This is a genomic window from Luteimonas rhizosphaericola (assembly GCF_029888045.1).
GTDB classification, from domain to species: Bacteria; Pseudomonadota; Gammaproteobacteria; order Xanthomonadales; family Xanthomonadaceae; genus Luteimonas; species Luteimonas rhizosphaericola.
Genome location: NZ_JARXRN010000016.1, coordinates 46140 through 57642, shown reverse-complemented (window position 1 = coordinate 57642; position 11503 = coordinate 46140). Strand labels below are relative to the sequence as shown.

12 protein-coding genes are annotated in these 11503 nt (G+C 71.9%); 4 read left to right on the top strand and 8 right to left on the bottom strand.

The window, feature by feature from the left end; all coding sequences use genetic code 11:
- Positions 1–36: 36 nt before the first annotated feature.
- Entirely contained in the window at positions 37–1368 is a 1332-nt protein-coding gene (locus QFW80_RS01555; RefSeq protein WP_280599249.1) for a hypothetical protein, read from the bottom strand.
- A 67-nt stretch (positions 1369–1435) separates the two neighbouring features.
- Positions 1436–2227 carry an alpha/beta fold hydrolase gene (locus QFW80_RS01550; RefSeq protein ID WP_280599247.1) on the bottom strand — a complete coding sequence of 264 codons (792 nt, stop codon included), beginning with the start codon at positions 2225–2227 and terminating at the stop codon, positions 1436–1438.
- 143 nt (positions 2228–2370) lie between these two features.
- Between QFW80_RS01550 and QFW80_RS01545 the strand changes: the two genes are divergently transcribed.
- Complete coding sequence (locus QFW80_RS01545; RefSeq protein WP_280599246.1) at positions 2371–2979, top strand: hypothetical protein; 609 nt, start codon at positions 2371–2373, stop codon at positions 2977–2979.
- Between the two features lie 82 nt (positions 2980–3061).
- Here QFW80_RS01545 and QFW80_RS01540 read toward each other — a convergent pair whose 3' ends face one another.
- From QFW80_RS01540 to QFW80_RS01530, 3 genes are read right to left on the bottom strand one after another with little or no spacing between them, the layout of a single operon-like run.
- Positions 3062–3817, bottom strand: a complete 756-nt coding sequence (locus QFW80_RS01540) for an ABC transporter ATP-binding protein (protein WP_280599245.1) — start codon at positions 3815–3817, stop codon at positions 3062–3064.
- Positions 3810–5009: an ABC transporter permease gene (locus QFW80_RS01535; RefSeq protein ID WP_280599244.1), complete on the bottom strand. Its 1200-nt coding sequence runs from the start codon at positions 5007–5009 to the stop codon at positions 3810–3812. The genes QFW80_RS01540 and QFW80_RS01535 overlap by 8 nt, the downstream gene beginning before the upstream one ends.
- 3 nt (positions 5010–5012) lie before the next feature.
- A complete protein-coding gene (locus tag QFW80_RS01530; RefSeq protein WP_280599243.1) occupies positions 5013–6269 on the bottom strand; it encodes an efflux RND transporter periplasmic adaptor subunit in 1257 nt (418 codons plus the stop codon).
- A gap of 185 nt (positions 6270–6454) precedes the next feature.
- Between QFW80_RS01530 and QFW80_RS01525 the strand changes: the two genes are divergently transcribed.
- The 3 genes from QFW80_RS01525 to QFW80_RS01515 all read left to right on the top strand — a co-directional run bounded on the left by QFW80_RS01525 (position 6455) and on the right by QFW80_RS01515 (position 8670).
- Positions 6455–6832: a SpoIIAA family protein gene (locus tag QFW80_RS01525; RefSeq protein WP_280599242.1), complete on the top strand. Its 378-nt coding sequence runs from the start codon at positions 6455–6457 to the stop codon at positions 6830–6832.
- Positions 6833–6970: 138 nt separating this feature from the next.
- The gene (locus tag QFW80_RS01520; RefSeq protein WP_280599241.1) at positions 6971–7912 is read left to right on the top strand and encodes an ABC transporter ATP-binding protein; all 942 of its coding nucleotides are present in this window, start codon (positions 6971–6973) and stop codon (positions 7910–7912) included.
- Entirely contained in the window at positions 7909–8670 is a 762-nt protein-coding gene (locus tag QFW80_RS01515) for an ABC transporter permease (protein WP_280599239.1), read from the top strand. Before QFW80_RS01520 ends, QFW80_RS01515 begins: the two co-directional genes overlap by 4 nt.
- A 149-nt stretch (positions 8671–8819) precedes the next feature.
- On the opposite strand, the gene QFW80_RS01510 is transcribed toward QFW80_RS01515, so the two are convergent.
- The 3 genes from QFW80_RS01510 to QFW80_RS01500 all read right to left on the bottom strand — a co-directional run bounded on the left by QFW80_RS01510 (position 8820) and on the right by QFW80_RS01500 (position 11385).
- Positions 8820–9299 (bottom strand): VOC family protein, encoded by a 480-nt coding sequence (locus QFW80_RS01510; protein WP_280599237.1) that lies wholly within the window; start codon positions 9297–9299, stop codon positions 8820–8822.
- A gap of 294 nt (positions 9300–9593) precedes the next feature.
- Positions 9594–10283, bottom strand: a complete 690-nt coding sequence (locus QFW80_RS01505) for a hypothetical protein (protein WP_280599236.1) — start codon at positions 10281–10283, stop codon at positions 9594–9596.
- 103 nt (positions 10284–10386) lie between these two features.
- The gene (locus QFW80_RS01500) at positions 10387–11385 is read right to left on the bottom strand and encodes an ROK family protein (protein ID WP_280599234.1); all 999 of its coding nucleotides are present in this window, start codon (positions 11383–11385) and stop codon (positions 10387–10389) included.
- Positions 11386–11503: the final 118 nt, after the last annotated feature.

Here is an 11503-nt window from a genome sequence, read left to right as displayed (position 1 = left end):
GCCGGGGCTTCCGGCGAGTCTGCGTGCATGGCGGGCTCAGCGATTGCGCGGGGAGGCGGGGGCAGGATCCCGCGCGACGGTCGAGTCGCCCGCGCGCTCGCCCGGTACCAGCGCCCAGCCCGGCGCCAGCGTGAGCGTCCAGCCCTCGCCGCTGCGCCCGTCGCCGCCCGGCCGCAGGGCCACCGTCGCCTGCGTGCGGTCCGCGTGCACCAGGGCCGCGCCGCCGTCTGTCACGACCAGTTCGCCCCAGGCGTCGGTCAGGCGCAGGGTGGGGTAGACGGTGCCGACGCCGTCCAGCGCGGCGAGCGTCTGCGGATTGAACTGGAAGCCGGGCTTCGCCAGCGGCAACACCAGCACCGGGCCTTCCACCAGCGTGGCGCGCCATGCCGACAGACGCTCCCGGCGCGCGCGCTCGCGGGTCTCCTCCGCGGTGCGCAGCGCCCCGTCGGCGTCGTAGTGCCGCGTGCGTGGCGCGATGTCGCCCAGGTGCGCGGGATCGATCCGGTGCGCTGCCGCCAGCAGGGCGCCCAGGTCCGCGTCGGTGCCGAGCCGGCCGCGCCAGTCCGGATCGACGGCGTCGAGCAGCAGGCCGTAGGCGGGACCGCTGGCGTAGGCGAACGAGCGCACGAAACTGGGCGCGTCGAGGAAGCGCGCCAGGTCGTAGACGGCGAAGGCGCGGCGCTGCTCGTCCCGCGCCAGCCCCAGCCGCACGCCGGTGTATTCGGCGAGCCCCTCGTTGATCTCGAGCGCCGTCTCGTCGTCGCCGGCGCCCTCGAACAGGTCGCGACGGGCGTGGCGGAACGCAAGCGCATCGGTGACGTGGCCGAGGCGCGCGCCGGGCTCGTCCACCATCAGCGCGCGGGCCAGCGCCCGCCATTCCAGCTGCAGCAGGTAGCGGCCGTCGAGCGTGTCGAGATGACGGTTGCCCGCCTCGCCGCGCGCCAGCCCGAGCGCCGGCTGAACGCGGTGGAACATCTCGTGCAGCAGGAACACGCGCAGCAGCGCCGGCTCGAACGGGACCGGCCACAGGAGCTGGGTCCAGGCGGTGCCGGACCATTCCACGCGCGTGTTCGCGAGCATGGCCTCGGGCGGCAGGGTGCCGACGAAGGCGCCATCGCGCTCCACCAGCACGCCGCCGGGATCGGCCTGGTTCGCGACCACGGTGCGGTCGGCCGGGTCCACGATCATGATCGGCCCGCACAGCGATTCGCCCCACAACGCGCCGCCGTCGCGTTCGCACAGCGTGCGGGCCTCGTCGAACACGAACATGGCGCTCGCGTGGTCGGGTGCGGCGTGGGCGGGCGCAGCCGCGAGCGCGGCGAGGCAGGCGAGCAGGGCAGCGAAGGTTCGGGCGACGACTGCGGGCATGGCGACTCCCTTCGAACAGGCGGTCGGTGTCGGTAGTGGAGCGCCCGGCTGCCCGGCCGCCCCGGTGTTACGGCTGGCGGGTCGCCGCCGCGCCGTTGCGGTCGTCGACCGACCGTTCGATCAGTCCGGCCACGCCGCGTGGATCTTCCTGCTGGGCGACGTGGCCGCCGGGGAAGGTGCGGATGGTCCAACCACGCGCGACCGCGTTGCGCCAGCTGCGGTCGGTCTTCGCCCGCTCCTCGGCGGACTGGTCCTTCGGCACGAACGCGACATAGGTGACCGGCAGCGCCAGCGCGGCGGGGTTGCGGTAGGACACGGGCTGGCTGAAGCACTTGACCGGATGCTTGACGTTGTACGGCGGCGTGGCGTCCGGCTTCACCCACGGCACCTGCATGTAGCCGTCCTTGAAGCGCTCCGGATCGGGCGGCGCATCGTTGCCGAAGATGTCCCACAGCGACTGGCCGTCGTTCGGCACGGCGGCGTCCAGGAACACCACGTGGCGCAGGCGCTCGGGGATGCGGTCCATCACCCCGGTGACCACCATGCCGCCGTAGCTGTGCCCGGTGATCACCACGTCGTGCAGGTCCTCGAACAGGATCAAATTCACCACGTCCTGGATGTGGGTCTCCAGGTCGATCTCGGTGCTGCCGAGATGCTCACGTTCGCCCAGGCCGGTCAGGGTGGGGCGGTAGACGGTATGCCCTTGCGCAGTGAGGAACTCGCCGGTCCGCTTCCACTCCCAGCCCCCGGCGGTGGCGCCGTGGACGAGGACGAAGGTCTGTTTATCCGCGGCGAAGGCTGCCAGCGATGCAGATGCCAGCAGCAGGACGCTCAGGGACAGGATGACGACGCGCAGCAAGGACACTCTCATGGTCGGCCCGGGTCACTTGGTGAAGAGGCCGGGCTAGTGTGCCATGCGTCCCGACGCCGTTGCCGCTCGCTCCGCATACGCGCGCGCATGGTCGGGGCACGATGCGCGCCGTGTCGTGGACGGAGGCGGACATGCTGCTTCGTGTGGCAGGCAGCCATCGGGGTGGCGGCGACCGCATGCGCGCGTGGGTGATCGCGATGGTGTCCAACATTTTCCCCGCTGCGCGGCGCCGGCCGGGTCGGCCGCGGTATTTCCGGACGGGTCGGTCGGAGTTCTCCGACGGACACGGATGCCGCACGCTGCGACACTGGCCCCGCACCAGGATCGGTGCGCGCATCCGACCAGGCCTCGCCGCCCGTCTCACCGCGATGCGTCGTCTTCGGGCGGATGACATGGAGGTACACCGGATGAAAAACCGCGCACACCTGGTCCTGATCGCCCTGACGACCATCACCCTCGCTGGCTGCGCTACACGCGTCGAAGACGACACCATCGTGTCACGCACCGCGTTCGCGATCGGACTCGAGTCCGACCAGTTCACGATCACCGACCGGACCGGCGATGCCGGACGCATCGACTACAAGGTGGTGGCCGACGACGGGCGCCGCTTCAACTGCTACGTGACCGGCGGCGGCATGATGTATGCCGGTGTGGTCACGTCCGATGCCATCTGCAGCGAGCAGGGCAGCGGCACCGTAACCCAGTGCAACGCGCTGCTCAAGGCAGCAGGAAAATGCTGAAGTCCATGCCGGCTTTGGTTCGATAGCGTTGCGGATGCGGTCGGACGCGAACGTGGTCGCCGTCCGACCGCAACTGTTTCCCTCAGGTGGCGATGGGGGGGCGCCCGGCGGGACCATCTGCGGGGGCTGGCGCTGCCGCGGCGCGCTCGTCCGACACGATGCAGCCGTCCACCAGGGTCACGGTGCGGTCGCAGGTCTGCGACAGACGCGGATCGTGGGTGACCACCAGCACCGCGCAGCCGTACTCGGCGTTGAAGCGGCGCAGCAGGTCGAACACGTCCGCCGCGGTCTTCGTGTCGAGGTTGCCGGTGGGTTCGTCGGCCAGCAACAGGGCGGGGCGGGTCACGAGCGCCCGGGCGATCGCGACCCGCTGCTGCTGGCCGCCGGACAGCTGGTCGGGCCTGCGGTCGGCGAAGCGCTCCAGTCCCACGCCCGCCAGCAGGCCGCGCGCGGTATCGAGGATCGCGCGGTCGGGCCGGCCGTGCGCCACCATCCACGGCATCAGCACGTTCTCCAGCGCGGTGAAGGCGTTGATCAGGTGGTGGAACTGGAAGACGAAGCCGATGTGGCGGCTGCGCAGCGCGGTGCGGCCTTCGTCGTCCATGCCGCCGGTGGCCTCCCCGCGCAGGAACAGTTCGCCGGCCGTGGGCGAGTCCAGCAGGCCGATCAGGTTGAGCAGGGTGCTCTTGCCCGATCCCGAGGGCCCGACCAGCGCCGCGAAGTCGGCGCTGTCCAGGCGCAGGTCGATGCCGTGCAGGACCTCGACCTCGGTCGGCTGGCCGACGTTGTAGGACTTGCGCAGGCCCTGCAGGCGCAGCACTTCGCGCGGCTCAGCCACGGATCGCCTCCACCGGGTCCAGGCGCGAGGCGCGCGAGGCCGGCACCAGCGCCGCGCCCATGCCGGCCAGCGTGGCCACCGCCATCGCCGCGGGCACCAGGGCCGGCGGCAGCGGGATGAAGAACAGGCCGGGTCCGAACACGTTGAACGCCGCCACCAGGCCCAGGCCGGCCAGCGCGCCCACCGCCGACCCCGCCAGGCCCAGCACCGCGCCCTGCACCAGGAACACCAGCAGCATCTGTCGCCGGCGCGTGCCCATGGCGCGCAGGATGCCGATCTCGCGGGTGCGCTGGGCCACGCTCACGGCCAGCACGCTCGCGATCCCCAGTGCCACCGACATCGCCACGAAGAAGCTGATCATGCGCGTGGACAGGCTCTGCGAACTCAGCGCGTTCATCAGCTGGGCATTGCTCTCCATCCAGCTCTCGGCCTGCAGCCCGGTCAGGCCGCGGATGCGCGCGGCGACGCGGTCGGCGGCGAACAGGTCGTCCACGGTCACGTCGATCACGGTGACGCCGCCGGGCAGGGCCAGCAGCGACTGCGCCTGCTTCAGGTCGGTGTAGACGTAGCGCGCGTCCAGCTCGCGCACGCCCAGTTCGAAGATCCCGGCCACGTTGACGATCGCATCGCGCCCATCGCCGGCCTGGAGCCGCAGCTTGCCGCCCAGCCGCAGGCCCAGGTCCTCCGCGAGCTGGCGGCCGACCACCGCGTTGCCCGAGCCCACGTCGAGACGGCCCTCGACGATGCTGTCGTCGAGCGGGATCACGCGCAGGTAGCGCGGCGGGTCGATGCCCACCAGCGCCACCGACTCGACCGCTTCGCCACGTCGGCCGAACGCCGGCCCGGACACCAGCGGCGACACCGCGTCCACGCCCGGCAGCCGGTCCAGCACGTCGCGCGCCTGCAGCCAGTTGTCGATCGGACGCAGGGACTGCGGACGAGGATCCTCCAGCACAAGCTGCAGCACGCCGTCCGCCGCCGGGGCGACGCGATTGCGCTCGCGCGGCGCCTCGACCCGGACATGGGCCTGGGTGCCGAGGGTGCGCTGGATGATGTTCTGCTGCAGCCCGGAGATCAGCGCGGTGACGAACACGATCACCGACACCCCGACCGCGATCCCGAACAGGATCAGCAGGGTCTGCGCGCGTCCCTGGCGCAGGAAGCGCAGGGCGATGGTGGACTCGATCCACATCGCTCAGTCGAACTGGACCGGCACTTCGCCGCGGCGCGCGTCGCCGGCCACGGGTGCGGGCTGGCCCTCGATGCGCACGCGGTCGCCGTCCGCGGGCAGGGTGGCGGCATCGAGCGCGCCCGCCGCCACCACCCGGTCGCCCGCGGCCAGCCCCTCGACCACCTCGCTCATCGCCAGCCCGCGCAAGCCCAGGCGCACCGGCACGCGCTGCACGCGCCCGTCGCGCACGCGCAGCACGCGGGCGCGATCCGAACCGGCATCGGCATCGACCAGCGCGTCGTTGGGCACGGCGAGCGTGCTGTCGCGTCGCCCGGTGACCAGGGTCGCGGTCACGGTCATGTCCTGGCGCACGAAACCGGGCGCGGGATCGATGCGCAGGCGGACGTCGACCGTGCCGCGCGCCGGATCGACCGCCGGCGCCACGTGGTGCACCGTCGCGGGGAAGGGACGATCCGGGAACGCGTCGGCGATGCAGGTGGCGGACTGCCCGGGCGCGATCCGGTCGAGGTTCTTCTCGTCCAGCGCCAGCAGCACTTCGCCGGGGGCATCGCGCGCGATCTCCAGCAGCACCTCGCCGGGCGTCACGGTGTCGCCGGGTTCGACGCTGCGCACCAGCACCGTGCCGGGGACGGTGGCGCGCACGACCGCGCGCGCCAGGTCCGCCTCGGCGGCGGCAAGGCGCTCGCGCGCCTGCGCTTCGCGCGCGCCCCCCGCCAGCGCCGCGACGGCCAGCCGCGCCTGCTCGGCTGCGGCGCGCGCGGCCACGACGGCCTGTGCCGCGAGCTCGACGCTCTCGCGCGAGACCAGCTGGCGCTCGCCCAGTTCGCGGCGCCGCACCAGTTCGCGCTCGGCCTGGGCGAGGTCGGCGCGCGCCTGGCGCTCGCGCGCCTCCGCGTCGGGGCGCTCGGCCTCGCGCAGTGCCGCGAGGGCCGCGCGCGCTTCGTCGCGGCGTGCCTCCAGGTCGCGCGCGCGCAGCACCACCAGCACGTCGCCCGGGGCGACCCGGTCGCCGTCCATCACCCGCCGCTCGAGCACCAGGCCCGCGATCTCGGCCCCGACCTGGATCCGCGACGGTGCCGCCACGCGCCCGGTGGCCACCACGTTCTGCACCAGCGGGCCGCTGGCCACCGTGTAGCCGGGCAGCAACGGGCCGCGCAGGCGCAACGCGCCCCAGACGGCCAGCAGGAGCAGCAGCGCGGCGGCGACCGCCAGCCACGTCCTGCCGACTGCGACCCTGCGTCGGTCCCCTTGCTCGGCCATGGACCGTGCTCCGGTCGTGGAAAGCGGCATCTTCGCCGCAAGCGGGCGAAGGCGCCAATCGCGCCATGGCGAGGGCCAGGCACGCGGGCTGCGCGGCATCCGCGGGCGGCCCGCCGACGTCATCGACGCCGCCGCAACGCAACCGGCGCTAGCCTTCGCCACGGACGCTGCGACCGGAGACCCCCATGCACCACTTCCTGCACGCGCCGGACGACGTGATCGCGGTGGCGATCGAGGACCGGATCACCGCCGCGGACCTCGACGCGCTGATGGACCGGCTGGAGGCCTGCCTCGCGCGGCACGACCCGGTCCACATGTACGTCGAGACCCGATCCATCGGCAGCCTGGAACTGGCGGGCTTCGGCGCGCACCTGGCGCGCGCGATGCCGCTGATGGGGCAGCTGCGCAGGTTCGGCCGCGTGGCCGTGGTGGCCGACCAGGCGTGGATGCGCGCGGGGTCGCGTGCGGAAAGCGCGATGCTGCCATTCGTGCGCTATCGCGTGTTCACGCCCGAGCGCCAGGCCGAGGCACTGGCGTGGGTGACGTCCGGCACCGGGGCGTAGCGGTCATCGGGCAACGGCAAAGCGCACCGCGACGCCGCGCGCGGCGCGCAGGGACGGACATTCCCGCTGGCGGGACAACCCCGCCGCCGGCGCTCCGGTACGATCCGCGCTGGTTTCGCAAGCCTGGGGTCGTCCCGCGTGTCCTCCATCATTTCCATCCGCAACCTGGGCAAGACCTACGCGTCCGGCTTCAAGGCGCTCGATTCGGTCGACCTCGAGATCCGCAAGGGGGAGATCCTCGCGCTGCTGGGGCCCAACGGCGCCGGCAAGACCACGCTGATCAGCATCGTCTGCGGCATCGTCAACCCCAGCGAGGGCACGGTGGTGGCCGACGGCCACGACATCGTGCGCGACTACCGCGCCGCGCGCAGCCGGATCGGGCTGGTGCCGCAGGAGCTGTCCACCGACGCGTTCGAGACGGTCTGGGCGACGGTGCGCTTCAGCCGCGGGCTGTTCGGCAAGCCGCGCGACGACGCCCACCTGGAGAAGGTGCTGCGCGACCTGTCGCTGTGGGACAAGCGCGACAGCAAGATCATGACCCTGTCCGGCGGCATGAAGCGCCGCGTGCTGATCGCCAAGGCGCTGGCGCACGAGCCGACCATCCTGTTCCTGGACGAACCGACCGCCGGCGTGGACGTGGAACTGCGGCGCGACATGTGGGCGCTGGTGCGCCAGCTGCGCGAAAGCGGCGTGACCATCATCCTCACCACCCACTACATCGAGGAGGCCGAGGAGATGGCCGACCGCATCGGGGTGATCGACAAGGGTCGCCTCCTACTGGTCGAGGACAAGCACGTGCTGATGCGCAAGCTGGGCCGCAAGCAGCTCTCGCTCACGCTGCAGTCGCCGCTGGAGGCGGTACCGGAGGCGCTGGCGTCGCTGCCGCTGGAGCTGGCCGACGAGGGCCGCACCCTGGTCTACACCTTCGACTCGCAGGTCGAGGAGACCGGCATCGCCGGCCTGCTGCGGCGGCTGGGCGAGCTGGGGATCGAGTTCAAGGACCTGCATTCGAGCGAGAGTTCGCTCGAGGAGATCTTCGTCGAACTGGTGCACAACGGCCGCCAGGAGGCCCGCGCATGAACTGGCACGCGATCCGCGCCATCTACCGCTTCGAGATGGCGCGCACCTTCCGCACCATCACCCAGTCCATCGCCTCGCCGGTGCTGTCGACGTCGCTGTACTTCGTCGTCTTCGGCGCGGCGATCGGGTCGCGCATGGGCGAGATCGACGGCGTGTCCTACGGCGCCTTCATCATCCCGGGCCTGATCATGCTCTCGCTGCTCAACGAGAGCATCTCCAACGCCTCGTTCGGCATCTACATGCCCAAGTGGGCCGGCACGATCTACGAGCTGCTCTCGGCGCCGGTGTCCTACGTGGAGGTGGTGCTGGGCTACGTGGGCGCGGCGGCCACCAAGTCGATGATGCTCGGCGTGCTGATCCTGGTCACCGCGCGCATCTTCGTGCCCTACGAGATCGCCCATCCACTGCTGATGGTCGTCTTCCTCGTGCTGACGGCGGTCACCTTCAGCCTGTTCGGCTTCATCATCGGGCTGTGGGCGGACGATTTCCAGAAGCTGCAGGTGATCCCGCTGATGATCGTCACGCCGCTGACCTTCCTCGGAGGCGCGTTCTACTCGATCAACATGCTGCCGCCGGTGTGGCAGAAGATCGCGCTGTTCAACCCGGTGGTCTACCTGGTCAGCGGCTTCCGCTGGAGCTTCTACGGCACCTCGGACGTGAACGTGGGCATCAGCCTGGCCGCGATCGTCGGCTTCCTGCTGGCCTGCATGGCGGCGGTGTGGTGGATCTTCCGCACCGGCTGGAAGCTGCGCGCCTGAGCCAAGGCCGCCTGCGCGCGCCGGGACGAACCGCGCTCGCTGCCGAAGCGTTACCGGCACGCGCGGGTTCCTGGGGCGGGGGCCGCGTGCGCCTCGGCGTAGCCGCGAGGCGCGCCCGGATTCGGCCGGGTCCGTGGCCCCGGCGACGGTCATCCGCGGCGCGCGGCCTCGATCGCGGCGACGTCGATCTTGCGCATCTGCATCATCGCCGCGAACACGCGCGCGGCCGCGGCGTGGTCGCTCCCGGTCATGGCCGCGGTGAGCACGCGCGGGGTGATCTGCCACGACAGGCCCCAGCGGTCCTTGCACCAGCCGCAGGCGCTTTCCTCGCCGCCGTTGCCGACGATCGCGTCCCACAGCCGGTCGGTCTCGGCCTGGTCGTCGGTCGCGACCTGGAACGAGAACGCCTCGCTGTGGCGGAACGTGGGCCCGCCGTTGAGGCCGAGGCAGGGGATGCCCATCACCGTGAAATCCACGGTCAGCACGTCGCCGGCCTTGCCGGAGGGATAGTCGCCGGGCGCATGGTGCACCGCGTCGACGCGGCTGTCGGGAAAGGTGCGGGCATAGAATTCGGCGGCGTCGAGCGCGGTGCCGTCGAACCAGAGGCAGATGGTGTTCTTCGGGGTCATCGGTCGTGTCCTCGGGGTGTATGGAATGGAAAACTGTCTGGTCTGGGGCGGGCGGTCCGCATGGCCGAGGCCGTCGCGGGCGCCGCATCGGCCACAGTGCGGAAGCGGTCCACCTGCCTCCACGACGGACGGGCAGCGCGCCGATCGACACCCGTCCCCGTGCGGTCGCGGGATTGCGTCCATCGGGCAGGCAGGCACCCGGCTGGCCCGCGGCAGCGATCGCAGCCCTACACCGACGCATGGCGCCCGGGCTGGAACCGCGCAGCCGCCGTGCCGCCCGTCGCACCTCGCCTGCTATCGGTACTCGTCCGAGCCCTGCACCCAGAGGAACGACTGCACGTCGATCATGTCGCGCGGACGCAGGTCGCGCAGGTCCTCGCGCACCGTGTCGGAGAAGTCGAGCAGCCGCTCGTAGGCCTCCCAGTCCGGGCGCGAGCGGTAGGGCAGGGGGTAGCCGTAGGCGCGCGCCGCGGCACGGATCGTGTTGGGCTTCATGAACATGTGCCGGTCCGGCTGGGCGATGAAGCCGAACACGGTCGCCAGTGGCCAGGTCAGCACGCGCGTCTGCCTGCGCGGCAGTCGCTCGATGGCGGCCACCCAGCGCTCGAAGCGCAGCTGCGGTCCGCCGCGGCCGTGCAGGAAGTCGTAGAGTCCCTGCGCGAACTCGCGAACGCCGGCCTCGGTGCGCAGCGCATCGCGCAGCGCCATCTTCTCGAACGAGAACAGCATGCTGTGGCGGGCGCGCTGTTCGACGCGTACCGCGCGCGCGGCCGCCTCGGCGTGTTCGCCATCGCGCAGCAGTCGGCGGAACGTCGCGCGCGGCAGCGCCTCCTCCCAGCGTTCGTGGGTCTGCCACTTGTAGTCGCGCTCCCAGTCCAGGTAGACGGGGTCACTGAAGCCGCCCGGAAACTGGCGCAGGAAGCGCCGGCGGCTCTTCGCCGCGCCGGCATGTGGGGCGGTCGTGTCGGATCGGGAGGCGGTCATGGATGGGTTCTAGCACCCGCGTGCTGACGACGGTGTGGATACCCGCAGGCACAGGCCTGGGCCGTGAGTCGAAGCGCGCCCCGGGGCGACGTGCCTGCAATGCTCAGCGCATGGTGTAGCTGGCATTGCCCAGTCCGGTGCCGATGGTCAGCACCGCCCAGCGCCGGGCCTTGCGCATGCGGCGCAGTTCGCTCAAGCCCTGGACGACCGCGTCGTTATGCATCACCACCTGCGGATTGCGGCCCTCGATCGGGTGCAGCAGGGCGGACAGGGCATCGGGGAGGTGGAACGGCCGCTCCCAGTCGCCGGGCAGGTTCTGGGCGCCGGCGGACAGCGAACCGTCGGGCTCGACTTCGCCCGGGCAGGCGATCCCCACGAACGGGGCCATCTGCAGGCCCAGCGTCGCGGCGTACGCGGCCAGGCCGTTGAGCATCGCGGCCATGCGCGCGATCGCATCCTCGCGGCTGGGGTCGTCGTCGGCGTGGCGCCACTTCAGGCTCTCCACTACCCGCGCCTTGGCGCCGGTGTCGTCCTTGTGCAGGCGGTGCTCGACGATCCCGCAGCGCAGGTTGGTGCCGCCGACGTCGACCGCCAGGAACGCCTGGTGCCGGCGCGCCTCGTCGGGGAGCAGCAGCGCCCAGCCCAGCAGGCCGGCCTCGTCGGGGTCGTGGCGCAACGGGTGCAGGGTGGCGCCGGTGTCGGACAGTTCCAGCAGCCGCATCGCGCGACGCAGCGCCAGGCTGCCGGTCTCGTGCTCCGGGAAGCCGCCGCCCAGCACGATCTTCTCCACGCCCGCCCATTGCGGCTGCGCCAGGAACACCTGCACCACGTAGCACAGCCGGCGTGCGTACTCCTCGACCGCCAGGTGCACGGCGTGCGCGGCGTCCGGGTCCCCGCCCACCAGCACCAGGTCGACCTTCTGCTTGCCGAGTTCGGCCGAGGGCACGTCGCCGAACGGATCCTCGCCGCTCAGGTGGTCGCGGCGCGCGGTGTCGAGCAGCGACCGGAACGCGGTATGGCTGGCGCGGTCGCCGAGAAAGCCGTTCTCGTCGTCGGGGTCGCGCAGGCGAAGGTTGTAGTGGTCCACACGCAGGCCGGGCAACCGCGCCGCGCTGTGGCGCCCGCGATCGTCTCGGGAAGAGTCAGGGGAATCGTCGGCGCGGGCCATGGCGGGATGTCCGGGAAGCGGTCGGCGGACGCTACCCGGGGCCCGGTGAGGG